We start from the raw sequence: 25,806 nt of genomic DNA on the forward strand, positions 1-25,806 counted from the left end.
ATTGCCCTTTTTTAATTACATGCCGTATTTACAACCGCATAAATATCAATTAATTAAGAAAAAATATTAGTTATCCACAATTTAACATTTTTCTAAATTTTTGGCTTGGGATTTGCCTTAGTAAAATCAACCCTATTAAAACATTATCCCATGATTATTAAATTAGACACATCAGTTTTCAGACTTTCGAGACACAAAGCTGAAACCGTAAAAAAAGTTGTAACACCACTTACAAAAGACCAATGGATCACTGCTGACAGAATTGTAATGGCAGCGATGTTTATTGTCACTATTATTGGTGCCATCTTATTTTAATTTCAGCTGATTGATCAAAAATCTTCAGAAATTAATGCTTTATTTATCATCACTGCGGCCACGGTTCCAGCGGCTGTAACAATCGATAACGACCTGAACAAGGTTGTACAATCTCCTGCGGCATAAACGCCCTTTGCAGTAGTTTCCTGCTGCTCATCTACTTTTATCGTTTTTAGATCTGTTAATTCAAAACCGAGTTGCACGCTAAAATTTATATGCTGTTCTATTTCAGGTTTAACGTAAATCGCTTTAAAGGTTACCTTTTCTCCATTCTTAAAAACAATATTTCCTAACTGACCATTTTGATGTTCCAGTTCAATAATCTCCTCTTCTAAAACGGTAATCGATTTAGACTTTAGTTTTTCAGTCTGTTCGGCAGTAAATTCTGATTTTCCATTGGTTAGAATAGTTAAATCATTATTCCAAAGGTGAAGGTTTTTAGCCATCTCAAAGGCATGATCACCGTTCATTAACAGGCCTACTTTTTCATTTTTTACTTCGTAGCCATGGCAATACGGGCAATGGATAGCAGAAATGGCCCAACACGCGGTCAATCCTTTAATATCAGGCAGCGTATCTTTTAAACCTGTGGCCAATAATAATTTGCGGGAAGTAAAATATTGCCCATCTTCCAGGCCAACACTAAAACCACCTTCCACTTGCATTGCCGAATCGGCTTTTGCATTTAAAAATTTAACCGTTGGATATTTTGATACTTCAGCTTTTGCTACCTTGTAAATTTCGGCTGGCCGATCGCCATCATGCGTTAAAAAATTATGCGAATGAGGGGTTTGCCTGTTACAGGGTTCGCCAGCATCGATTACCAGAACATTCCGGGTTGAACGGCCTAAAGTTAATGCAGCAGATAAACCAGCATAGCTACCTCCAATTATAATTACATCAAAATCCATATCCTTATCTTTTGATACAAAGATCTGAATTCAAATTTCAAATGCAACATTGATGCATTAAATCAATGTCATTTTATTTTTTAAAAATAACCGCCTTAATGAAGTTACCATAATACAAGCGCAGCTCGAAGATTTTATAACCTGCATTCAGAAAGTAAGGATTCATGTCGATCAGGTGATTTGCCTCTACAATTCCGAGTAATTTAAAAAAGCTGTACATAGATTTGAGCAAAAGCCATTTCCACCAGTTCCCATTATTTTTGTTGAGGGAAAAATCGACCAAAAACCACAAACCATCTTTTTTCAAATATTCATTTAACTGATCAAATACTTTTTCGGCCCGTTGCTCTGCGAAATTATCGAAAAGAAACGGGGTTAAAATCACATCAAATACGGTATCCGTTCCAAAATCTTCGATGCCAAGATTCACAAATTCGACCTGGTTGCTTTTACAGTTCCGTTTTTGAGAAAGTGCAATCATTTTAGCTGATATTTCTACATAAACTAGCTTTAAACCACTGGGATATATTTTGGCAATTTCTTCCAAAATCCATCCTGTTCCACCACCCACAATTAGAACTGAACTATTTTTTGGAATATGATGAAGTTGATCAATCTGAGCATTAACCTGCGATTTAAAAAACACCAAACGGCTTAAGGTATCGTAATGATTGGCTATTTTATCGTAGTTGTTGTTCATAGTATTCAGTATCAGGTATTGAGTATCAAGTATCAAGACAGGACTTTCAAATGTACTATACACTTTGGTCTTTACGCTTTGGTCTTTCAGCTTAATGCACAAATTGCATCCCTATCATTCCACATATCGCCTTAAACAAAATCAATCCATCAATTACCATCAGATAATAGAGAATATTTTTTCTTTTGTGCATAGAGTAGGCGACGTAAATGGTTAATATAAATGGCAGTACATTAAATAAAACCTGCGGTATTCCGAAGCCTTTATAACTGGCAAATATGCCCAACGAGATTAAACCGATAATTAACAGCGGAATCAAAATGTTAAAGATTGTTCTCCGCAAGCCATAACGTACCACAAAAGTGCGCAGGTGCTTATTTGCATCTGTAGGGTAATCTTTAATATCAAAAATAATAGCGTTGACTGTGCAGAACATCCAGTTTTTAACAAATAACCAGGTCCACAATACCGAATCGTGATAACCCACCCCTGTTTCAATTTTAAGCATAATTAAGGGCAGCACATTGGCACAACAGGCCCAAACAAAACCGATAACAAAAGCTTTAAACCATCCGGTATTGCGGAGGTTGAATTTAATGAAGGATTTAGGGAGTAAGCCATAGTATAAACCACCTGCGATAATAATAATGACTATGGCTAGCCAATAACCAATAGGGAGTGCCAGAATATGCTGAAAGTTTTGGTAAAGCAGGTTAGCGGCCAACAGCATACAAATGATAAAAAGCATAGCCTGACTCCAATTAATAAACGTTTTATGTTTAAAATACCATTGATTACGCGGATTAGTGGTGGATGGTGCAGTAGAAACTTTATTGTAAGCGTAGGTATAATAAATGGTGGGGGCCAAAAACAACAACAGGTAATAATTGAGGGAGTTAAAAGGCAGCCTTAATTGCAGGGTAGCTTCGAGGGTAAGCGCCACTGCCAAAATCCCTACGAAGTAGTTTCCAAAGAATATAAACCTGATTATTTTACCGAGCATTTACCGCTGTTTTTCGTCAGGCAATTTCGGATATATAATTGAATAAGGTAAATAATAAAGTTGATTTTCTACTATCTTAGGGTTAGAAAGAAAATTAACTAAAAAAATCTCAATCTACAATAATATGGAGGACACAAAAAACTCGACTTTAACAACTGATACCACACCAAAGGTGACAGGAATTGGTGGCATTTTCTTTTTCTCTGATAACCCGAAGGAAACAAAAGATTGGTATGCTAAAAATTTAGGGATCGAAATCAATGCATGGGGAGCTGTGAGTTTTGATTCCCGGAATATCAATAATCCCGACGAGGTGGAGTCACTTCAATGGAGTCCATTTAAAAAAGGCGATGAATACTTTTCACCTTCAAAGAAGGAGTTTATGATTAATTACCGTGTTCAAAACCTTGAAGCGCTATTGGAAAAACTCAGAGAAAATGGTGTAACCATACTTGATGAAATTGCCACTTATGATTATGGAAAATTTATCCATATTATGGATGCAGAAGGCAATAAGATTGAGTTATGGGAGCCTAAATAGTTTTTTGTCATTCTGAGCGCAGCGAAGAATCTTTACGAAGGGAAACTATTCGAGGATCGTCATTGTGTGAAGGCTTTTTCAGCCGACGAAGCAATCTTTATAGCAAGGATCATTAGCGTGAAAGATTGCTTCGTCGTTCCTCCTCGCAATGACGCCTTTTTATGGAGTCCGTCAATGGTAGCGAATCACAGAATCTTTAATCCAATTCTTAATTAAAGAATAATTCATTAGAGATGGTAGCTTATAGTTTGAAGATCCTTCACTTCGTTCAGAATGACAATATAAAGGATGACAGCACAAAAAAAGCCTCTCAATAAATTGAAAGGCTTTTAATAGTGGGAAATGATCCCGATTTCAATCGGGACGACCTTACTAAGTAAAAGACTGAGGTGCTATGACTCAGCCGATGAAATTAATTTTTCTATCATTACCCTACTTTTCCAGTTTTTGATCTGTTTTTCTTTAAGCCTAGCATCTCTTAGGTTATCAAAAGTCTCAAACCAGACAATGTACCAATCTCCTGTGTGGCCAGTAAAACCTGAGTGATTTGTATTGTGTTTCTTTAACCTATTCTGTAGATCACTTGTAGAACCAACATAGTATTTATTTCGATCTTTTGAGTATAAGATGTAGGTGTAAAACATATAGTAAATATAAGAATTCACTAATTAAATCTTCTCACAAGTATTGGACTAGGAAATGATCCCGATATCCAAATCGGGACGACCTCTTGGTGTAAAAGTATTCCCACTATGAGTATTTGCATTCAAACACTAAAAAATTTGAACATAAAAAAAAGCCTTTCAGTAAAACTGAAAGGCTTAGTGGGAAATGAGGGGTTCGAACCCCCGACCCCCTCGGTGTAAACGAGGTGCTCTGAACCAGCTGAGCTAATTTCCCTTTTGGTAATGTTTAAAATTATCTCGGCCTTTCGGTTCGACCCTGCCGACTGATAATGTCGGGATGCTCTGAACCAGCTGAGCTAATTTCCCTTTTCAGGTGTATTTCAAAGTTTGATAAAAAAGCCTTTCAGTAACACTGAAAGGCTTAGTGGGAAATGAGGGGTTCGAACCCCCGACCCCCTCGGTGTAAACGAGGTGCTCTGAACCAGCTGAGCTAATTTCCCTTTTATACTTTATCAAACTTAGTGCCCCATCCTCCGTTTGGGAATGCAAATATAGCGCTATAAAACTGTTCTGCAAATCTTTTTTTCTTTTTTTTCAACTTAACAAAGTTTCGAGGATTTTATGCGATTGCACCACCCCAAAAGAGGCGGTATGTAAGGTATAGAAAACCAATATCTTATCTAACAAAAAGCGTCGTTGCACATTACTCATTTTTATTTCAGAAAGTTTTTCGAGCGGTGAATCAAACAACGAAATAAAACCTATCGCATCATCTAATTGAAGGTAATTGGAGTGAATAGGTAACCGCGAAGTAAATTCTCCTTCTTGCAGATCAAAGTAAATCTGATCGTTCCTTCTTTTTCCGTTAGGAGAAAAACCTAAAAACCTCGTAAGCTTTAATAAAAAGGATAAATGAAAATTGGGGTTTATCTCTTCCACTTCATCAAACCAGGCGATTGAATTGAAAATGTAATCGAATAAACTTTCATCTGCTGATTGTTGCCTAATGCTTTTATACAACACCTCATTTAAAAAAATAACGATACTGGTTTTAGTCATATCATAAGGGATGCTCTTAAAAACCGGCGTTTGCCGAACCTCCGATATCCGTTGAATATTGGTATTTGTTTTATGATAAACCACCATATCCAATAAGTGGAGCGATTGCAGCATATTCATCTTAATCTTTGCTTTAGGTTTTTTAACCCCATTGATCAGGTAAGATTGCATACCAAATTTATCGGTAAGCACCTGCACCACCACACTGCTTTCGCTATAGTTTGTAGTCTTTAAAACAATGCCTCTAACTTTGTGCAACATCCGATTAAAACAATTTTTTCAAAAGTATGTTATTTGTGCAAATTTAATTGTGCGAAAAGTAATCAGGTTTTACAAATAAGATTAGTTTTGCCTTTAATATTATTAAAACTAAGCTGCACATGTGGGTTAAGCTATCGAGATTTATTCTTCAGAATCGTATCGCAATCATCGTATTTTTCGTGTTAGGAACAATTTTCATGGCTTATCAGGCCAAAAATGTAAAACTCTCCTATACCGGAAGTAAAATCCTGCCCGTTACCGATAGCGCATTTGTAAAATACAATGCTTTTAAAAAGACTTTTGGTGAAGATGGAAGTGTAATGGTGGTGGGGATACAATCGCCTGATATTTTTAAAAAAGAAGTATACAACCAATGGGTACAGCTTTCAAACGACATTCAGAAATTAAAGGGCATTAAACAGGTTTTATCTTCAGGGCGCATCTTTCAACTCGAAAAAGACACTGTAAACCAAAAATTTGTTTTAAAGCCATTACCTGGTGGTCTGGTTAAAACCGATGCTGAAATGGATTCGATCCGGAATACCATTTATAGCAACCCGTTTTTCGAAGGACTGGTGTACAACCGGCAGAATGCGACTTTAATGGCCATCACATTCGACACTAAAATCTTAAATACTGCCGAACGAAATCCCATTTTAAAGGAAATTGAAGCAAAGGCAAAAGCTTTTCAAACGGCTACAAAAATTAAGGTACATATTTCGGGTCTACCCTATATCCGCACTGCGGTAAGTAAACTGGTCAGCAATGAATTTGTATTGTTTCTAGGCTTATCAATCCTGGTTTCGGCCTTAATCTTATTGATTTTCTTCAAAAAATTCTACGCGGTGTTCTTCCCTATTTTAGTGGTAGTAATGGGCGTAATCTGGAGTATCGGCACATTGGTTTTATTCGGTTTCGAACTAACCATTTTAACAGGACTGATTCCGCCACTGATTGTAATTATCGGCATTCCAAACAGTATTTTGCTGTTGAATAAATATCAGAACGAACTCAGAAAGCATGGCGATAAACAAAAAGCTTTAAGCATCACCATTGAGCGGATTGCCATTACCACACTAATTGCAAACATTACTGCAGCCATTGGTTTTGGGGTACTTTATTTTACCGGAAGCGAACTTTTAATGCAATTTGGCAGCGTGGCTTCTATTAACGTAATGGTTACCTGGTTAATGTGTTTATGTTTAATCCCGATTATTTTCAGCTACTTGCCAGTACCTAAACTTAAAGCGCAAAACCACGTTGAAGAAGGCTTTTTGCACAAGTTATTAATGAAAACAGATACACTTGTTCAACACAAAAGCGGATTGATCTACATCGGTACAATTATCATCTCCATCATTGCCTTTATGGGTGTAATGAAAATAAATGTGAATGGCTATGTGGTGGATGACCTGCCTAAAAATTCTGAAATTTTAACCGATTTAAAGTTCTTCGAGAAAAATTTCGAGGGTATTTTACCATTGGAAGTAAGCGTAGATACGAAGAAAAAGAACGGCGTTTTCAATTTAATCAACCTGAAAAGAATGGAAAAATTGGAAAAAATGATTTCGGCTTACCCAGAGTTTTCGCGATCCATATCTGTAAATATGGGTTTAAAATATGCTACTCAGGCTTTTTACAATAACGACTCTACCTTTTTCCGTTTGCCAGACAATTTAGAAAAGAATTTTATTCTGGCCTACATCGCCAATGGCGGAAAAGGAAATGCAAGTCTGTTGACGAACTTTATCAGTAAGGGAAATCAAAGTACAAGGATCAGTTTTCAAATGGCTGATGTAGGTTCGAAACGTTTAGACGCCATTATGGCCGAATTAAAACCACGGATCGACAGCATCTTGCCTCCATCTAAATTTGATGTTGAGCTTACTGGTTCGAGCATTATCTTTTCTAAAGGAACGGATTATATGTTGAGGCACCTGGTAGAAAGTATTGCGCTAGCCATTATATTAATCTCTCTTTTAAGACTGGCGCAGTTTAAAAGTTTGGGCATCATGTTCATTTCGCTGCTGCCCAATATTGTTCCGCTTATTATTACCGCTGGAATTATGGGTTATTTTGGAATTTCCTTAAAGCCTTCGACCATTTTAATTTTTACCATTGCTTTTGGTTTGGCGTCCGATCAGACCATCTATTTTTTAACGCGTTATCAGCAGGAATTAAACCTGACGAACTTTAGCATACCAAAAGTAATTAGCGATACCATTACCGAAACGGGTGTAAGTATGACACATATCGCGTTAATCTTATTCTTCGGCTTTGGAATATTTACTGCTTCTACTTTCGGCGGAACAGTAGTATTGGGCTTACTCCTGTCTATAACCTTATTGGTGGCCTTAATTTTTAACTTAACGTTATTGCCTGCACTGGTTTTGTGGTTAGATAAAAAGAAAGTAAGAAAAGTGATCTCAGATGAAGAATCTGCGAAAAACGCTGGTGAGTTTGATCATTAATCAGTTGGGAGTTTTCAGTTAGCAGTTTGGAGTTCAGGGGGCTTAACCCGAAACAGAATAGATTTTATAAATAGCCTTGGGTTTAAACCCAAGGCTATTTTTTTAAGCGTTTTAAGGCAAATCAAATCTGTTACCGAATTACTAAACCTTTACAAGGATGACAATTCTATAAATATGAACAAATGCTTACCAAGAAAAATTAGATCATTATAACTAGCAGGCGAGGCCAAAAACCGCTGTTTCTTACACTGAGCCAAACCACCTAAACCTGATGGCAGCGACAGCCCGGAAGTATGAGGGCTACAGCGAACAGCAGGGCGGACATTAAAATAAAATGCAGGCCTTGCTTTCCAAAAACCGCTTTAACTATATAAGAAATAACGAAAAATAAGCCCAAAGAGATTGTGCTTACCGAAATAGATTTTGGCAAATTTATTCTGTAGCAGGTTTTTTCTCCTCTTCATCAACCGGCACCTCAACAGTGGGATCGGTAATGATTTCAGCATTGCCATCTCTATCTTTTTTTGCAAACAAAATTGGATAGAGCAGCCAAATTGCACCAACAATAATAAGTACACCCGCCAGCGTTTGAAAATAGATGCCCCATTTTACCTCATTGGCATCTAAAATTTTATAGGCGATAAAAGAAAGTACGCCAAAAATTATTACAAAAACGGCTTTCTGCAATTTTAACAGCTTGATCATGGGGTCTTTCTTTTTAGTGTTACAATATGGATTAAAACAAAGATTAGCCCAATTAGTTCGAGCAAACCGCAGAAATAAAAAGCATAAAGCACAAAATCTCTGTCGGAAGGGCTTACTACCACGACGATTGGCAAAGCAACTACGGCAACAATCATCAGTATAAGCCCGATATTAAATAATTTCACGTTAAAAGTATTTACACCAAAACTACCAAAATTCAGCCAATTCTGTTAACTTTGCATCCTTAATTTTTTGAGGTACTTGATTGATGTATAGCGAATTTAAACAACTGGAACTGGCCAAAATAGGGCAAGAAATATTAGATTTTTGGAAAAAGGAAAACATCTTTGAAAAAAGCATTTCTTCACGCCCTAAATCTAATCCGTTTACTTTTTACGAAGGCCCACCGTCTGCCAATGGCATGCCGGGAATCCACCACGTAATGGCGCGTGCAATTAAGGATATTTTTTGCCGCTATAAAACAATTAAGGGTTATCAGGTTAAAAGAAAAGCAGGTTGGGATACACATGGCCTACCTGTTGAGCTTGGAACGGAAAAGGAATTAGGAATTACTAAAGAAGATATCGGTAAAACTATTTCTATAGAAGATTATAACGAAGCTTGTAAAAAAACCGTAATGCGTTACACCGATGTGTGGAACGATTTAACTGAAAAAATGGGCTATTGGGTAGACATGGATGATCCATACATTACCTATAAGTCTAAATACATGGAGTCGGTATGGTGGCTTTTAAAGCAGATTTACGATAAAGGATTAATCTACAAAGGTTATACCATCCAGCCTTATTCTCCAAAAGCCGGTACAGGATTGAGTTCGCATGAGGTCAATCAGCCTGGCGCTTACCGGGATGTTACTGACACCACAATTGTTGCGCAGTTTAAAGCATTAGCCGATACGTTACCAAGCTTCTTGCAGGGATTTGATGATATTTATTTATTGGCGTGGACAACCACTCCATGGACATTACCATCAAACACCGCTTTAACGGTTGGACCAAAAATCGACTATGTTTTAGTCAAAACGTTTAACCAATATACCTACTTGCCAACGAATGTAATTCTGGCAAAAAACCTGGTTGGCAAGCAGTTTAGTAAAATTTTCTTTGAAAGTAGTGAAGCGGAAGATTTTGCAAATTTTAAAGCTGGCGATAAGAAAATACCTTACCAGATTCTGGCTGAATGTAAAGGATCGGAACTGGTTGGCATTAAATATGAACAACTTTTAACCTACACATTACCATACAACAATCCTGAAAATGCTTTCAGGGTAATTTCTGGCGATTTTGTAACCACCGAAGATGGTACCGGTATTGTACACACTGCACCAACTTTCGGTGCTGATGATGCGAAGGTTGCCAAAGAAGCTATTCCTGAAGTACCACCAATGTTGGTATTAGATGATAATGATGTACTGGTTCCGCTTGTAGATTTACAAGGTAAATTCACCAAACATGTTGGCCCTTTTGCAGGTAAATACGTAAAGAACGAATATTACAATGCCGGTGAAGCACCTGAAAAATCGGTTGATGTAGAAATTGCTATTTTATTAAAAGAAGAAAATAAAGCTTTTAAAGTTGAAAAATATGTTCACAGTTACCCGCACAGCTGGAGAACTGATGAACCACTTTTGTATTATCCTTTAGATTCGTGGTTTATTAAAGTTACGGATGTTAAAGACAGAATGTTCGACCTTAATGAAACCATTAACTGGAAACCAAAATCTACAGGTGAAGGTCGTTTTGGAAACTGGTTAAAAAACGCCAACGACTGGAATTTATCACGCTCAAGATATTGGGGAATTCCATTACCCATCTGGAGAACAGAAGATAAAAAAGAAGAAGTGTTAATCGGCTCTGTTGAGGAACTTTATAATGCCGTTGAAAAATCTATAACAGCTGGCTTCCAGAAAGAAAATCCTTTTAAGGGATTCGAAATCGGAAACATGTCTGAAGAGAACTATGATTTGATCGACTTACATAAAAATGTAGTAGATGAAATTATCTTAGTTTCACCGTCGGGCAAGCCGATGAAACGCGAAAGCGATTTAATTGATGTGTGGTTTGACTCTGGCGCTATGCCTTATGCACAATGGCATTATCCTTTCGAAAACAAAGAAACAATCGACAGAAATGAAGATTTTCCTGCAGATTTTATTGCCGAAGGTGTTGACCAAACCCGTGGCTGGTTTTATACTTTACATGCCATCTCTACATTGGTTTTTGATAAAATCGCTTACAAAAACGTAGTATCAAACGGGTTGGTATTGGACAAAAACGGACAAAAAATGTCAAAACGTTTGGGCAATGCTGCTGATCCGTTCCAAACCATTAACGAATATGGTGCTGATGCTACGCGTTGGTACATGATTTCTAATGCAAATCCCTGGGATAACCTAAAATTTGATATTGATGGAATTGCTGAAGTACGGCGTAAATTCTTCGGAACGCTTTACAATACCTACGCTTTCTTTGCCCTATATGCCAATATCGATAAATTCGAGATCGATAAAAATAACCTGAGCAAAGTTGAAGACAGAACAGAGTTAGACCGCTGGATTTTATCGTTGCTGCAAACCTTAATCAACGAAGTTGATGAAAGTTACAATACTTACGAACCAACAAAAGCTACCCGCGCTATTCAGGCTTTTGTTGATGAACATTTGAGTAACTGGTACATCAGGTTAAGTCGCCGCCGTTTCTGGAAAGGCGAAATGACGGATGATAAACGTGCTGCTTACGAAACACTTTATACTTGTTTAGAAACCCTAGCACAGTTGATGAGTCCGGTTGCACCTTTCTTTGCCGACTGGTTATACAGAAACTTAACTATTACTGACGCCTTTGCAGAACAATCGGTTCACTTAACGTTATGGAAAGAGGCTGATCAAGGCTTGATTGATACTGATTTAAATGAACGTATGGTTTACGCTCAGGATATTTCATCAATGGTTTTATCGCTGCGTAAAAAATCGGGCATCAATGTGCGTCAGCCTTTAGAAAAAATCCTAATCCCATCTTTAAGTGGCGATTTCGAACAAAAAATCTCAAAGGTTGCCGATTATATCCTTTCCGAAACCAATGTAAAGCAGATCGAATTTATTACCGATACGCAGGGCATCGTAAAGAAAAAGCTGAAACCGAACTTTAAATCGTTGGGTAAAAAAGTTGGAAAAGATATGAGCCTGGTTAAAGAAGCTTTAGAAAATTCGAACCAGGATGATATCCAACGTTTAGAAAGTGATGGCTTCATCATCATCGTTGGCAATAATGGTGAAGAATTTACCATTAATATAAATGATGACGTTGAGGTTTTTGCCGAAGATATTCCGGGATGGCAGGTAACCAACCTTGGCAGCCTAACCGTTGCTTTAGATGTTACCATCTCAGAAGAGCTGAAGCAAGAAGGAATTTCGCGCGAACTGGTTAACCGTATCCAAAACCTGCGAAAAGAACTAAACTTTGAAGTAACCGACAGGATTAAAGTTTCGTTACAAAATGATAACTTGGTATCTAATGCAGTTGCTAAAAACAAGAGCTACATTTGCGCAGAAATATTGGCCGATGAATTAGAATTAACAGATACTGTAACTAATGCAAACAAAATCACCATTGATGATGTTGAATTAAGCATTTCAGTAACTAAAATATAAATCCATATATTAGAAAACTAAATTAAAAACATGGAAAACAGCAACAAAACACGCTACTCAGACAGTGAATTACAGGAATTTAAAGAATTAATCCAAGATAAATTACGCATGGCAAAGGAAGAGCTTAATGCGCTTACCTCATCATTAAGTAATCCTAACGCTAATGGTACTGAAGATACTTCTGGTGCTTACAAAACATTGGAAGATGGTTCGGCAACGATGGAGAAAGAGCAGATCAATCAATTGGCTGCGCGTCAGAAAAAATTTATCGATAACCTGGAGAATGCGTTGGTGCGCATCGAGAACAAAACTTATGGTATTTGCCGCGAAACGGGTAAATTAATCCAAAAAGAACGGTTACGTGCTGTTCCTCACGCTACTTTAAGCATGGAAGCTAAATTAAAACAGAGTTAATGAAAGGCTATACAAAACCTTTAATTGTTATCTTCTTGGTTTTACTGGCCGACCAGCTGGTTAAAACCTGGGTTAAAACTAACATGTACCTTGGGCAGGAGTTCCACATTATTGGTAAATGGTTTATTATCCATTTTACTGAAAATAATGGAATGGCCTTTGGAATGGAGTTTGGTGGTGAATTTGGCAAATTAGCCTTATCACTTTTCCGTATTGCTGCCGTTGCAGGAATTGGTTATGGATTACATTATCTCATTAAGCATAAATATCACCGCGGTTTAATTCTAAATGTCGCACTGATTTTTTCTGGAGCATTAGGAAACATTATCGATTCTGTATTTTATGGGAAGATTTATGGTTACGAAAGCTGGTTTCATGGCCGCGTAGTTGATATGTTCTACTTCCCAATTGCGGAAGGTCACTTCCCTACCTGGTTTCCGATTTGGGGAGGAGAGGAATTTGTTTTCTTCAGGCCCGTTTTTAACCTTGCAGACGCTGCAATTTCGGTTGGGGTAATACTTATCCTGATCTTTCAGAAAAACTACTTTAAAGAAGATGTAAAGGACAATGTAAGCCTAAACAGCGAAATTGTAGAAGATTAAATCCGCGAATCGTCGTGCTGAACTTGTTTCAGCACCTTAACTTAAATAACTGCCCGTTTCTTAACTGAGATGGGCTTTTTTTATCTTCATCACGAGAAGGCTTAATTCTATTGGTTGGTGTCACACCGACCAAAAAGAGAACATACCTTAAATTCATTTGGAAAGCAGGTACAGCAGCAAATATTTAAGTCTGTTCCCGCTATCCTTACTGCCAATTAGGTTCCGTGCTTAAATACGGTTTCATCAGAAAAGTCAGGACAGTACCAAAACGCATTGGCATTCATCCTATCGGGTTTAGTAACTTCAGGTAGTGCAGGAAAGAAAAATCAAGGCACCAGATCGTCATCCTGAATTTATTTCAGGATCTTTAGTGCAATTAGAATAAAATCCATTGGTTAGTTGCACTTCTCTATTCGTTGGTGTCACACCAATCAATAGGAGTTTGGTAAGTAATAATCATAACAAAATCCGCTTCCCAAGGTTGATGGCCCCACCGATCTAAAGCTAATATAAAAGAATAATGATCAATTTCCTCGATATATCTTATCTAAAGTCTGGCAATGAACGGCAAAAGAAGGCTTATCACGTATTAACAGATAACAACATTTTAGAAAAACTAGCTTTCTATCATCCAATACTGGTGGGCACCATACCAATCAATATCAACATTGAAAGCAGTGATCTGGATATCATCTGTGAAGTATATGATAACGATGAATTTATCGATCAATTAATGGCCAATTTTGGTCCCGAAAAAGATTTCTCGGTTACGGAAAGTATGAAATTCGATGCAATCAAAGCGACATTTAAAATTGAGGATTTTGAGATTGAAATATTTGGGCAAAACATCTCCACCACACAGCAAAATGCTTACCGCCACATGTTAATCGAATATAAATTACTGTTAGAAAAAGGAGAAGCATTCAAACAGGAAATTATCTCCTTAAAAAAGCAAGGCTATAAAACCGAGCCAGCATTTGCAAAACTGTTAGGGATTGAGGGAGATGCCTACGAAGAATTACTGAAATTAGAGTCTTAGCGAAACGCTAAGACCAGCTTAGGACACAATATTATAAAGGATATCGTCATTCCCAACTTGATTGGGAACCACGGAGTGCTCATGAATGCCACTGAAAAAAAGGAAAACTTATGAATAATCGTAATGCCTTGGTAGGGTTGTAGGTTGCATTAAGATTCCCGCATGCGCGAGAATGATGACCAGTTGTTGTGATAGATTTCTCCATTACGTTGCACTCCTGTCGAAATGACGAATCTCCTTACAACGCTCCTGCCATTTATATTTAATATATTTGGAATACAAAAACCAGATATTATGAAACGCTACTATGCCCTTTTATTGCTCATTACATTGAGCATCTCATCATTTGCTCAAAAAAGCCTTTTTAATGGCAAAAATCTAAATGGGTGGCATGTAGATGTACCCGCAATGGATAAAAAGCCCGATACGATTAATCCGTTTATAGTTCGCAATGGCATGCTGGTAAGCTTAGGTACTCCAGGCGGGCATTTAATAACCGATAAAATCTACAAAAATTACCAGTTAACCGTACAATACCGCTTTGCTGGTAAGCCAGGTAACTGTGGCGTTTTGGTACATTCCTCAACTCCACGGGTGCTGTATGGTATGTTTCCAAAATCGCTGGAAGTGCAGATGCAACATCAAGATGCTGGCGATTTTTGGTGTATTGAAGAAGACATTACCGTACCAAATATGCTCGCCAGACGCGGCCCGAAAGAAAACTGGGGCATAAATGGCGATAAACTGCGCCGCATAAAAAACTTAACAGACGATAGTGAAAAACCTGTTGGTGAGTGGAACACCATGATTATTCAGTGTCTAAATAACGAAGTGAAGGTTTGGGTAAACGGCACATTGGTAAATTATGGCACAAACTGCACGGCAAGTAGCGGACAGATTGCTTTACAGGCAGAAGGTAGTGAAGTAGAGTTTAAACAGCTGGATCTGAAACCGATTAAAGCACTTTCTAAATCTTAAGTAGAGTAGTCATTTCGACCGTAGCGGAGAACCCGAAGGCTCAGCGAAGCTAAATCTTTGGATTAAAACTTAGGAAAAGATCTCTTCCAAGTTGTTCCAGTCGAGATGGCAACAAGGATGACACCACAATATCTGCGCCCCAACTTAATTAAAATTTCGATAAAGCATATCACATAAAAAAGAAGTCAAGTTTTTATAGCACATTGGCCATTAAAACTTGACTTCTTTATCTTAAATTTCTATAAAGATTTAAGTCCCCTTTAGAGGATTTAGGTTAGACACCTAATAGCAATCTAGCCGGATCTTCTAATAATTGTTTCACACGAACCAGGAAACCAACTGACTCACGTCCGTCGATAATTCTGTGATCATAAGATAAAGCAACATACATCATTGGGCGGATTACCACCTCACCTTTTTCAGCTACCGGACGCTCAACAATGTTGTGCATACCTAAAATAGCCGATTGTGGCGCATTAATAATTGGCGTCGACATCATTGAACCAAATACACCACCATTTGTAATGGTAAATGTTCCACCAGTCATCTCTTCGATGGTTAATTTGCTATCGCGTGCTTTTAAAGCCAATTCTAACACCGATTTTTCAATCTGAGCTAAAGTCATGCTTTCTGCATTACGGATAACGGGTACCACTAAACCTTTTGGTGCAGAAACAGCGATAGAAATATCAGCAAAATCGTTGTATACCAATTCTTCACCTTCAATACGACCGTTTACTGCAGGGAAATCTTTTAAAGCTTCGGTAACGGCTTTAGTGAAAAAGCTCATAAAACCTAAACCAACGCCAAATTTCTCTTTAAACTGATCTTTATATTTTCCGCGTAAATCCATAATTGGTTTCATGTTAACCTCGTTGAAAGTAGTTAACATTGCAGTTTCATTTTTAACGGCAACCAAACGTTTTGCAACGGTTCTACGCAGTGGAGACATTTTCTCGCGGCGCTCGCCACGGCTACCTGCTGGAGCAGCAGCTGCAACCGGCGCAGTCGCTTTTGGTGCTTCAGCTTTTTTACCCGCTTCTGCTTTTACAGCATCATCTTTGGTAATACGGCCATCAACACCAGTACCTTTAACCGCGCCAGCATCAATGCCTTTTTCTGCAAGAATTTTACCAGCAGCAGGAGAAGGAGTTCCTGTAGCATAACTTTCACCTGCTTTTTCGGCAACCGGAGCCGCAGTTTTATCTTCAGCAACAACAGCCTTTTCTTCAGCCTTTGGCGCATCAGCTTTCGCTGGAGCTGCACCACCATCTTCAATTTTACATACTACTGCACCGATGGCTAAAGTATCACCTTCGGCTGCTATGGTTTTTAAAGTTCCAGCTTGTTCTGCGGTTAATTCGAATGTTGCTTTATCCGATTCTAATTCGGCAATAACTTCATCCATTTCAACAACATCGCCATCGTTTTTTATCCAACGTGATAAAACAACTTCGGTTATCGATTCACCAACAGGTGGAACTTTTATCTCTAAACTCATATTTTTAAAATTGTAATTTTTGTTGTTATTATGTTTTAAGATTGAGAGTTTAAAATTGTGGATTACTTAAATCCTCTACATTAAACCCTGAAACCTTCTACTTCTTAATCCGCTTCTGCCATTTTTTTAATGGCCTTTTTGGTCGCTTCCTTTACTTCTTCCTGTTTAACAGGAAGTTCTAAGGCTTTTGCCAAAATATAAGCTTGCTGGTTAGCATGTTGTTTTGCAAAACCCGTAGCTGTACTGCTGCTCTCTCTTCTTGAAATAACATCAATACCTTTTAAAGCGGTTTTATACAACTTACGGAACAAATATGGCCATGCGCCCATGTTCTCTGGCTCTTCTTGTACCCAGAAAATTTCTTTAGCATTTTTATATTTTTTCTGAATGCCCTCCATCTGATCAACTGGCGTTGGATACAATTGCTCTACACGAACCAAGGCTACGTGTTTGATTTTATCAGCCTGTTGTTTCTCCAGCAATTCATAGTAAATTTTACCACTACAGAAAACGATACGCGTTACCTCTGCCACTTTAACATTTACATCATCAATTACTTCTTTAAAACCACCTTCGGTAAATTCTTCTAATTTAGAAACGCAGGCCGGATGACGCAGTAAACTTTTTGGTGTAAATACAACCAAAGGTTTACGGAAATCGCGTTTAAACTGGCGGCGTAATACGTGGAAGAAGTTTGCAGGAGTAGTACAGTTGGTTACCTGCATGTTGTAATCGGCACATAGCTCCATAAAGCGCTCAATCCGTGCTGATGAGTGCTCAGGACCCTGACCTTCATAACCATGAGGCAATAACATCACCAAACCGTTTTCGCGCTGCCACTTGGTTTCAGCACTTGCAATATATTGATCGACAACAATTTGTGCGCCGTTAAAGAAATCGCCAAACTGTGCTTCCCAGATAGTTAATGCATTTGGATTGGCCATGGCATATCCATACTCAAAGCCTAAAACACCATACTCTGATAAGTGTGAATTGTAAATATCAAATGATGCCTGTTGATCTGAAATATTTGCCAGTGGTACATATTCTTCCTCACTGTCTTCAAGCGTTAATACGGCATGACGGTGAGAGAAAGTACCACGCTCCACATCCTGACCACTTAAACGAACGCGTTTACCTTCTGATAACAAAGTACCATAAGCCAGTTGCTCGCCCATTGCCCAATCAAAAACAAGCGTTTCGTTAACCATTTTGGTACGCTCAGCAAATAATTTTTCGATTTTTTTGAAAAACTTTTTATTTGATGGTAAAGTGGTAATGCGTTTACCAATTTCCAATAAAGTGCTTTTTTTAACTGCTGTAACCGGCGAGGCTTCGAAATCTTTAGGTGTCGCCATCCGTAGATCTGCCCATGCACCACCGAATTTAACTTCGCTATTGCTAGCCACAAATTCTTTAGCTTCATTTAAGCGCTCCTGCAAAATACCACGGAAATCTTTTTCCATTTCTTTTGCTAAACCAGCTTCCAACTTACCTTCTTTGGTTAACTGATCGATATATATTTCCCTTGGGTTAGGGTGTTTTTCAATCGTTTTGTATAACAATGGCTGTGTGAATTTAGGTTCATCAGACTCATTATGACCGAAGCGACGGTAGCAAAGAATGTCAATAAAAACATCATTTTTATATTTCTGACGGTATTCCATAGCCAGGTTAATCGCATAAACCAAAGCTTCAGGATCATCACCATTTACGTGGAAAACCGGAGATAACGTAACTTTAGCAATATCGGTACAGTAAGTACTGGTACGGGCATCTTTATAATTGGTGGTAAAACCAATCTGGTTATTAATTACCAGGTGAATAGTACCACCTGTTTTGTAACCTTCAAGGCCTGCCATCTGAATGACTTCATAAACAATGCCTTGTCCGGCAACTGATGCGTCACCATGAATCAAAATCGGTGCTAAACGACTATTGTCGCCACCATATTTGAAATCGATTTTAGAGCGGCTCATGCCTTCTACCACACCATCAACTGTTTCTAAGTGTGATGGGTTAGGACATAAACTTAAGTGAACACTTTTGCCCGAAACGGTAGCAACATCTGTTGAATAACCTAAGTGGTATTTAACATCACCACCATATGGGGTATCAGGGCTATAGCTTTTACCTTCAAATTCAGCAAAAATATCTTTGTATGTTTTTTGCATGATGTTGGCCAACACGTTCAAACGACCGCGGTGTGCCATACCAATTACAAATTCTTCAATTCCCAGTTCAGCACCTTTTTCAATTACCGAATCCAATGCAGGGATCAAAGCTTCTGCACCTTCTAATGAAAAACGTTTTTGACCCAAGAATTTTGTACCCAGGAAATTTTCAAAACTTACTGCTTCGTTTAATTTCCGCAGAATTCGTTTTTTCTCATCAATAGAGAAGTTAGGCGTATTACGTGCACTTTCCATTTTTTGCTGAATCCAGTTCAACACTTCTGGTGTACGTAAAAATTTAAACTCAGCTCCGATAGAGCCAGCATATGTTTGTTTTAAAAAGGCTACAATATCTTTCAATTTTGCTGCACCGATACCAATTTCCATACCAGAGTTGAAAACAGTTTCCAGATCAGCATCCGATAATCCAAAATTTGCCAGATCTAATGTTGGCAAATGTTTACGTCTTTCGCGAACAGGATTGGTGTGCGTAAATAAGTGTCCACGGCTACGGTAGCCATCAATCAGATTTAAAACATTAACCTCTTTTAAAAAGTGTTCAGGCGTTTCTGCTGTTACTGCAGGAGCCTCCGATCCTCTTCCAAAATCAAAACCTTCAAAAAATTTCTGCCAACCGAACTCAACAGATGCCGGATCTTGTTGGTAGGATTGATATAAAGATTCTATATATTCGGCGTTTGCGCCATTAAGATAAGATAATTTATCCATTATTAACTGTTTACTGTAAGCATTACAAAATTAGAATTTTACCTTATATAAATGGCAAAAATCTCGATTAAAATAAATGAGCAGGTTTTAAATTTGCGAGTGCGTAAATGAGTTGGCCTTGTATACAAAAAATGGGCAAAATCTGTTAAAATTCAATTACCCAGATGCGCTCTTTCTACACACAGTAATTTTATAATTCAATTCTCACAACTATGATGCCCAAGTTATGGAGTAATTGCCTTTTGGGTCGAGATTTTTGATATTTTTATCCAGATCAAAAACACTTTTTGATTTTTGATCATTCCCTACACCGGCAACATTGGCCCAATTGCCCCAATTACTTGCCGGATTATAATCAATCAGTTTTTCTTCAAAATAGGCAGCTCCCAAGACCCAGCTCACCTCTAAATTATTGATCAGGTAAAGCGCTGCTGTTTGGCGGGCAATATTAGAAATAAAACCGGTTTGGTTTAATTCAGTCATCACCGCATCTACTACCGCAAAACCAGTTTGCGCATTGCGCCATTTATTAAAATTCTCCTGCTCGTTTGCTACATCAACCAAACCCTGGCTGCCAAATCCATCCGGACTAAAAAACGTATTACCGTATTTTTTGAACATGAAACGGAAGTAATCTCTCCACAACAGGCCTAATAAGATATGGTTGAACATGGCCTTGGTATTGGGCACACTTTCCATTTTTTTAATTTCCCAGTACACTTTACGTGGAGATAAACTGCCCATGGCCAACCAGGCAGAAAGTTTCGAAACAAGAATTAAATTCTTGGTTGTTGCAGCTTGCTGCATGGCCAGAATCACCTTTTGCAGGTGAACCAAACCTTCGGCTTCTCCACCGGTAAATTCAAAATCAGCACGCTGATCTTTTTGCTGAGGTAGAAGATTAAGGTCTTCCAAAGATGACAATGTACCCCAATCAATCACCTCTGCTACATTGATCCGATCTGGCGCCGCAAAACAGGGCTTGATAATCGAATCGCGCTCAATTTTCTTTTTAAACTGGTTAAAAGCATCAGGAATATCCTTAATAGGAAAAGGCAAATCTTCCTTGTTGTATAAGGTATGACCAATAAAATGTTTCAGGTTGATCCGTAATTTCCAAAGTGCATTCTCTACCAGTGTTGAAATATGCGTTTCTTCGCGTGCTACTTCCCGGTGATGATAAACTTCGGTAATCTCATATTCCTGCACAAGTTGAGGAATGATATCTTCAGGATTGCCTTCAGCAATCAGCAAATTACCGCCAATCTGTTTTAAAGCATTGCGTAAACCTAAAACACTTTCTAAAATAAACTGCGCTCTGATATTACCTGTTTTTAAGGTGCCGTATTTTGTTTCGCCAAAAGAACGGCGATCTAGAATATAAACAGGTAAAATCGAATCAGATTTAGCAATTGCTTCCACCAGCATTTCATTATCATGCAAGCGAAGATCATTTCTAAACCAGACTAAAATTTTTTTGGACATTTTTTATCGAAAAGGGTGTAAGAACGCGCTACAAATTTACCTTATTTTTCTTCTTCATCAAACCGCTAAGTAATTCTTTACAAATAGGAAACAAAAGAATTAGAGCCAGATTAATGCATTTTAAAATCTTACCTACAAACCCTTTTGCATCTTTGGTGTTTAAAAAAGATGGCAAAAAAGATTCTGATTACCGGCGCTACAGGACTTGTGGGTACTGAACTAAAAAAACACTTACTGAACAAGGGTTATGAGGTGAATACACTTTCGCGGAAGAAAGATGACGATGCGAATAATTATGTATGGGATGTTTATAAGGGAACGATTGATGCAGACTGTTTGAATGGTGTAGATACCATTATCCATTTAGCGGGAGAGCCGGTTGCTGATAAGAAATGGACCGACGAACGCAAAAAACAGATTATCGATAGCCGTGTAAAGTCAACAGAATTACTCTTCAAAACCATTAAATCTAAACCTGATCATCAGCTAAAATCATTTATTTCTGCTTCGGCCGTTGGTTTTTATGGCGATTGCGGTGACGAGATTTTAACAGAAGAAAGTCCAAATGGTTATGGATTTTTGGCAGACTGCTGTAAACTTTGGGAAGATGCCGTAGACCAGGGCAGAAAATTAAGTCTCAGGGTTGTAAAACTCCGGACCGGAATTGTATTAAGTAATCACGGCGGTGCTTTACCACAACTTGACAAACCTGTTAAGTTATTTGCAGGAGCAGCTTTAGGCACAGGAAAACAATGGACACCCTGGTTGCACATCGACGACATGGTTGAAATGTATATCGAAGCTATCGAAAACCTTAAAATGGAAGGCTGCTACAATGCCTGCGCTCCTTTTCCGGTCACCAATAAAGCGTTAACCAAAGCCATTGCCAAACAGCTCCACCGCCCGTTCTGGCCCATTAAAGTCCCTAAAAAAGCATTAGAATTATTATTGGGCGAACGCGTAGATGCCGTTTTGATGAGCAATAATACCTCGGCACAAAAGATTTTAGATGCAGGATTCAAATTTAAATTTACACATTTGGACGATGCTTTGAAGGAGCTGTATAGTTAAATTAGCCGACTATAATTGTTCGAATGGATTAATTGCCTATAGTTAACTACAAATTGCAAATTGAAAACTATATTAATGTATAATCCGTTAATACGCCAAACGCCCATCTCTAAACGCTCAGACATCTAGATTCTATTAATAGCTTATAATAAATGACTTCAATATCCATTTTCTGGTTCCGCCGCGATTTACGTTTAGCAGATAATGCTGCTTTGTATCATGCCCTTAGAGGCGATTATCCGATTTTGCCACTTTTTATTTTTGATAAAAATATACTGGATAAACTGCCGAAAGACGATGCTCGTGTAACCTTCATTTATCAAACCATTGAAGCGTTAAAAAAAGAACTTCAGCAGCAAGGATCGGATTTACTGGTAAAATATGGCGAGCCTGAAAAAATATGGCCCGAAGTTTTAAAGGAGTACGAAGTTAAAGAAGTATACACTAATCACGATTATGAACCCTATGCCCGCGAACGTGATGATAACATGGCCGAGTTTTTAACCAGTGAAGAAATTGTATTTAAAACATATAAAGACCAGGTTATTTTTGAAAAAAACGAAATCTTAAAAGCAGACAAAACGCCTTATACCGTCTTTACACCCTTTTATAAACAATGGCATGCTAAATTGAATGATTTTTATGTAAAAGCATATCCTACAAAAAAATACTTTAAAAATTTATTACAAACCAAACATCTGTTGCTCCCAACTCTAAAAGAAATGGGCTTTGAGAAAAGTAAACTGGATTTTCCTAAACTCAGTTATAAAAGCAAGCTCGATGATTATGCCAAGGAACGCGATTTCCCTGCGCTTGATGGCACTACACATGTCGGCCTGCATTTGCGTTTTGGAACGTTAAGCATCAGGAAAGCAGTTAAAGATGCCTTGGAAGCAAAATCTAATGTCTGGCTTTCGGAACTGGCCTGGCGAGAATTTTATATGACCATCCTTTGGCATTTCCCCTACTCGGCTTTCGATTCGTTTAAAAAGCAATATGATAAAATTAAATGGCGCAACAACGAAGATGAGTTTAAGGCATGGCGTGAGGGCAATACCGGCTATCCTATTGTTGATGCAGGGATGCGCCAGTTGAACCAAACCGGATGGATGCACAACCGCGTAAGGATGATTGTTGGGAGTTTTTTAACCAAACATTTACTCATCGATTGGCGCTGGGGAGAAACCTACTTTGCCGAAAAATTATTGGATTATGAAATGGCCAGTAATGTTGGTGGCTGGCAATGGGCCGCAGGATCAGGAAACGATGCGGCACCATACTTTAGGGTTTTTAACCCCGAACTGCAGACCAAAAAATTTGACCCTAAACTGGAATATATTAAAAAGTGGGTACCAGAATTTGGCACAAAAAAATATGCCCAACCAATTGTTGAGCATACTTTTGCAAGAGAAAGGGTTTTAAAAGTTTTTAAAGAAGCTTTATCTAATTCGTAACCTTTATAATTTCAATGTCGAAATCCAATACGGCGTTAGGTGGAATAGCGTTAGATCCACCGCGTCCATAAGCCAGATCAGAAGGGATGAACATTCTAAATTTTGTTCCAACAGGAAACTTAGGAATTAATGTTTTCCACCCTTGAATTATAGCAGTAGTACTAGATAAAGTAGTTGAGAAGGTTCCAGTCGTATTTGAATCAAATGAGGAACCATCCAAAAATCGGCCGGTATAGTTTATAACTACTGTACTTACTTCCGGATCTATAGCTGCACCTGTACCTAGTGTATTTACAATATAATAAATTCTACTATTGTCCTTCGTAGCTGTTAAATTCTTACTAGATAAAAAATTTAATATTCTAGCATCATCTAATAACGACTGTTTATGGTATGGATAAGTTTTAACAATAAAATCAAGATTTTCATTTGAAGGAATTGGCCCTACACCATTTCTACCAAAGCCCAGATATGATGGTAACAAAATCCTGGCTGTACCTCCTGGTTTTAATTTAAGTACAGCTGTTCTTAACGCAGGTATGTTATAGGTAGTACTTGTTGATAAAGCCCCTTGGAAAAAACTATTTAAATACCCAACCAAAGTATTTAAGTTACCATTTGAGGGTGACTGGAGATAAGTTGTTCCACTCGCCAGAGATTTAACGGTTACATCATACAATACCGAATCTGAATTCAAGAAAAGCGCACCATCAGCAGGGTTTGTAACCTGATAATAAAATCCTGTTTTAGCAGAATCAGGCACCATTTGTGTTAAATTATTCTTTGATATATATGCCTTTATAGCTGCATCATCTACAGTTTGTGCAGTATCATATTCCTTCGTGCACGAGCTGAAAACTACAGTTGCCAGTAAAATTGCGAATAGGCCAAGTTTAGTAAATTTGTTCATTTATTATTGTACGTCTGTAAGTGTTATCGTAAAATCGAGTACTGAATTAGCAGGAACCAAAGATGAGGGTGATTGTGTTCCATAAGCGTAATAAGAAGGTATTATCAATCTGATTTTACCCCCTTTTTGTATTTTTTGAATCCCAAACTGCCATCCTAAAATAACATTTCCAAGTTTAAAGGTTGCTGGGTTTCCTTTGGTACTATCGAAAATAGTACCATTTAATAGTTTTCCTTCATAATCTGCAGAAATCACTGTAGAAGCTAAATAACTTACGTTTCCTGATCCAGGAGCTATAATCTGATAAAAAATACCACTGGCATCTTTTATTGCAGGGATATTATTAGTCTTAACAAACGCAGCAATAGCTGTGGTATCTGCTTTAAATTGTGGAGTGGGATCGTAAACATCATCAACTGGCACATTTTTCTTACAGGCTGCTAAGCACCCTGCGAGGCAAATCATGAGTATAAAATATTTGAACTTAACCATTATCCGCAAAAATAAGCTTTTAATGTGGTTGCAACAATTTTTAACCTATTTTAACAATTTTTAGAGCGTTTAAGGGTAAAAGTAAAAAGGCGAAAGAACATTATTGAAAATTGGCAATACAGATTTTAGCTTTGGTCTTTCTCCTTTAGTCTTTACTCCTATTGCGTATTAGACAACTGAATTGTAAAATCCAATACCGAATTACCTGGAATAGAACCCACGGCTCCGCTTCCATAACCTAAACTTGGTGGAACAATTAACCTGATTTCGCCACCTTTTTGGATTTTAGGAATGCCTATTCTCCAGCCCTGTATTAATTCTGCCAGATTAAAGGTCTGTTCTTTGCCGCCGCCATTATCAAATACACTTCCATCTAACAACCTGCCTTCGTATTTAATGGTGATTTTGGTATTACCCGGATAAGTAAACGAACCCGAACCAGGTTTAATGATCTGATAATATAAGCCAGAGTTATCTCTAACGGCATTTATATTATTTTTTTTGATGAAATCGGTAATCTGTTTTTCCGGATCTTCATCCTTTTTACAAGATGAAACTGCAGCTACACATAAAAAGAGTATGGTGAGGAATCTAAATTTAATCATATGCGAAAATAAGATTTAATATCATAAAGCTAAGGACTTATTATTTTTTCAACTTCTGTCATGCTGAGTTTTAATTTACTACATAAAAAT

The 25,806-nt window shown here is 37.9% G+C and carries 22 protein-coding genes and 2 tRNA genes; 10 read left to right on the top strand and 14 right to left on the bottom strand.

What is annotated here, in order from left to right:
• Positions 1-150 precede the first annotated feature (150 nt).
• Entirely contained in the window at positions 151-315 is a 165-nt protein-coding gene (locus tag OQX63_RS10940) for a hypothetical protein (protein WP_265850911.1), read from the top strand.
• A 14-nt stretch (positions 316-329) separates the two neighbouring features.
• On the opposite strand, the gene OQX63_RS10945 is transcribed toward OQX63_RS10940, so the two are convergent.
• From OQX63_RS10945 to OQX63_RS10955, 3 genes are all read right to left on the bottom strand, one after another.
• The gene (locus tag OQX63_RS10945; RefSeq protein WP_265850912.1) at positions 330-1,226 is read right to left on the bottom strand and encodes an NAD(P)/FAD-dependent oxidoreductase; all 897 of its coding nucleotides are present in this window, start codon (positions 1,224-1,226) and stop codon (positions 330-332) included.
• 73 nt (positions 1,227-1,299) lie between these two features.
• A complete protein-coding gene (locus OQX63_RS10950; RefSeq protein ID WP_265850913.1) occupies positions 1,300-1,926 on the bottom strand; it encodes a class I SAM-dependent methyltransferase in 627 nt (208 codons plus the stop codon).
• 91 nt (positions 1,927-2,017) lie between these two features.
• Positions 2,018-2,929 carry a hypothetical protein gene (locus OQX63_RS10955; RefSeq protein ID WP_265850914.1) on the bottom strand — a complete coding sequence of 304 codons (912 nt, stop codon included), beginning with the start codon at positions 2,927-2,929 and terminating at the stop codon, positions 2,018-2,020.
• A 124-nt stretch (positions 2,930-3,053) separates the two neighbouring features.
• Between OQX63_RS10955 and OQX63_RS10960 the strand changes: the two genes are divergently transcribed.
• Positions 3,054-3,470: a VOC family protein gene (locus OQX63_RS10960; protein WP_265850915.1), complete on the top strand. Its 417-nt coding sequence runs from the start codon at positions 3,054-3,056 to the stop codon at positions 3,468-3,470.
• Between the two features lie 392 nt (positions 3,471-3,862).
• On the opposite strand, the gene OQX63_RS23375 is transcribed toward OQX63_RS10960, so the two are convergent.
• The 4 genes from OQX63_RS23375 to recO all read right to left on the bottom strand — a co-directional run bounded on the left by OQX63_RS23375 (position 3,863) and on the right by recO (position 5,416).
• Positions 3,863-4,114, bottom strand: coding sequence for a GIY-YIG nuclease family protein (locus OQX63_RS23375; RefSeq protein ID WP_265850916.1), 252 nt, complete (start codon positions 4,112-4,114; stop codon positions 3,863-3,865).
• Positions 4,115-4,295: 181 nt separating this feature from the next.
• Positions 4,296-4,370 (bottom strand) — tRNA-Val (locus OQX63_RS10970).
• Between the two features lie 151 nt (positions 4,371-4,521).
• A tRNA-Val gene (locus OQX63_RS10975) sits at positions 4,522-4,596 on the bottom strand.
• A 94-nt stretch (positions 4,597-4,690) separates the two neighbouring features.
• Positions 4,691-5,416, bottom strand: coding sequence for a DNA repair protein RecO (gene recO, locus OQX63_RS10980; RefSeq protein WP_265850917.1), 726 nt, complete (start codon positions 5,414-5,416; stop codon positions 4,691-4,693).
• A 119-nt stretch (positions 5,417-5,535) separates the two neighbouring features.
• Between recO and OQX63_RS10985 the strand changes: the two genes are divergently transcribed.
• A complete protein-coding gene (locus OQX63_RS10985) occupies positions 5,536-7,887 on the top strand; it encodes an efflux RND transporter permease subunit (protein ID WP_265850918.1) in 2,352 nt (783 codons plus the stop codon).
• Between the two features lie 432 nt (positions 7,888-8,319).
• On the opposite strand, the gene OQX63_RS10990 is transcribed toward OQX63_RS10985, so the two are convergent.
• Positions 8,320-8,592 (bottom strand): isoleucyl-tRNA synthetase, encoded by a 273-nt coding sequence (locus OQX63_RS10990; RefSeq protein WP_265850919.1) that lies wholly within the window; start codon positions 8,590-8,592, stop codon positions 8,320-8,322.
• A gap of 268 nt (positions 8,593-8,860) precedes the next feature.
• Here OQX63_RS10990 and ileS point away from each other — a divergent pair, with 268 nt between their 5' ends.
• The 5 genes from ileS to OQX63_RS11015 all read left to right on the top strand — a co-directional run bounded on the left by ileS (position 8,861) and on the right by OQX63_RS11015 (position 15,295).
• Positions 8,861-12,262, top strand: a complete 3,402-nt coding sequence (ileS, locus tag OQX63_RS10995; protein ID WP_265850920.1) for an isoleucine--tRNA ligase — start codon at positions 8,861-8,863, stop codon at positions 12,260-12,262.
• Positions 12,263-12,292: 30 nt separating this feature from the next.
• Positions 12,293-12,676: a TraR/DksA family transcriptional regulator gene (locus tag OQX63_RS11000; RefSeq protein ID WP_010600357.1), complete on the top strand. Its 384-nt coding sequence runs from the start codon at positions 12,293-12,295 to the stop codon at positions 12,674-12,676.
• On the top strand, positions 12,676-13,278 hold the full coding sequence (locus OQX63_RS11005) for a lipoprotein signal peptidase (RefSeq protein WP_265850921.1): 603 nt from the start codon (positions 12,676-12,678) through the stop codon (positions 13,276-13,278). The genes OQX63_RS11000 and OQX63_RS11005 overlap by 1 nt, the downstream gene beginning before the upstream one ends.
• Positions 13,279-13,798: 520 nt before the next feature.
• The gene (locus OQX63_RS11010) at positions 13,799-14,317 is read left to right on the top strand and encodes a DUF4269 domain-containing protein (protein ID WP_265850922.1); all 519 of its coding nucleotides are present in this window, start codon (positions 13,799-13,801) and stop codon (positions 14,315-14,317) included.
• Positions 14,318-14,611: 294 nt separating this feature from the next.
• Positions 14,612-15,295 (top strand): 3-keto-disaccharide hydrolase, encoded by a 684-nt coding sequence (locus OQX63_RS11015; RefSeq protein ID WP_265850923.1) that lies wholly within the window; start codon positions 14,612-14,614, stop codon positions 15,293-15,295.
• A gap of 274 nt (positions 15,296-15,569) precedes the next feature.
• Here OQX63_RS11015 and odhB read toward each other — a convergent pair whose 3' ends face one another.
• From odhB to OQX63_RS11030, 3 genes are all read right to left on the bottom strand, one after another.
• The gene (odhB, locus tag OQX63_RS11020) at positions 15,570-16,796 is read right to left on the bottom strand and encodes a 2-oxoglutarate dehydrogenase complex dihydrolipoyllysine-residue succinyltransferase (RefSeq protein ID WP_265850924.1); all 1,227 of its coding nucleotides are present in this window, start codon (positions 16,794-16,796) and stop codon (positions 15,570-15,572) included.
• Positions 16,797-16,900: 104 nt separating this feature from the next.
• Positions 16,901-19,699 carry a 2-oxoglutarate dehydrogenase E1 component gene (locus tag OQX63_RS11025; protein WP_265850925.1) on the bottom strand — a complete coding sequence of 933 codons (2,799 nt, stop codon included), beginning with the start codon at positions 19,697-19,699 and terminating at the stop codon, positions 16,901-16,903.
• 210 nt (positions 19,700-19,909) lie between these two features.
• Positions 19,910-21,184: a DASH family cryptochrome gene (locus OQX63_RS11030; protein WP_265850926.1), complete on the bottom strand. Its 1,275-nt coding sequence runs from the start codon at positions 21,182-21,184 to the stop codon at positions 19,910-19,912.
• A 168-nt stretch (positions 21,185-21,352) separates the two neighbouring features.
• Here OQX63_RS11030 and OQX63_RS11035 point away from each other — a divergent pair, with 168 nt between their 5' ends.
• Both OQX63_RS11035 and OQX63_RS11040 read left to right on the top strand, forming a co-directional pair.
• Positions 21,353-22,255: a TIGR01777 family oxidoreductase gene (locus OQX63_RS11035; protein ID WP_265850927.1), complete on the top strand. Its 903-nt coding sequence runs from the start codon at positions 21,353-21,355 to the stop codon at positions 22,253-22,255.
• Positions 22,256-22,407: 152 nt separating this feature from the next.
• The gene (locus tag OQX63_RS11040) at positions 22,408-23,709 is read left to right on the top strand and encodes a cryptochrome/photolyase family protein (RefSeq protein WP_265850928.1); all 1,302 of its coding nucleotides are present in this window, start codon (positions 22,408-22,410) and stop codon (positions 23,707-23,709) included.
• On the opposite strand, the gene OQX63_RS11045 is transcribed toward OQX63_RS11040, so the two are convergent.
• From OQX63_RS11045 to OQX63_RS11055, 3 genes are all read right to left on the bottom strand, one after another.
• Positions 23,699-24,619 carry an FKBP-type peptidyl-prolyl cis-trans isomerase gene (locus tag OQX63_RS11045; RefSeq protein ID WP_265850929.1) on the bottom strand — a complete coding sequence of 307 codons (921 nt, stop codon included), beginning with the start codon at positions 24,617-24,619 and terminating at the stop codon, positions 23,699-23,701. The genes OQX63_RS11040 and OQX63_RS11045 overlap by 11 nt on opposite strands.
• Positions 24,620-24,622: 3 nt before the next feature.
• Positions 24,623-25,111: an FKBP-type peptidyl-prolyl cis-trans isomerase gene (locus tag OQX63_RS11050; RefSeq protein ID WP_265850930.1), complete on the bottom strand. Its 489-nt coding sequence runs from the start codon at positions 25,109-25,111 to the stop codon at positions 24,623-24,625.
• 158 nt (positions 25,112-25,269) lie between these two features.
• Positions 25,270-25,716, bottom strand: a complete 447-nt coding sequence (locus tag OQX63_RS11055) for an FKBP-type peptidyl-prolyl cis-trans isomerase (RefSeq protein WP_265850931.1) — start codon at positions 25,714-25,716, stop codon at positions 25,270-25,272.
• Positions 25,717-25,806: the final 90 nt, after the last annotated feature.

The sequence above is a fragment of the Pedobacter sp. PF22-3 genome (assembly GCF_026239555.1).
GTDB lineage: Bacteria > Bacteroidota > Bacteroidia > Sphingobacteriales > Sphingobacteriaceae > Pedobacter.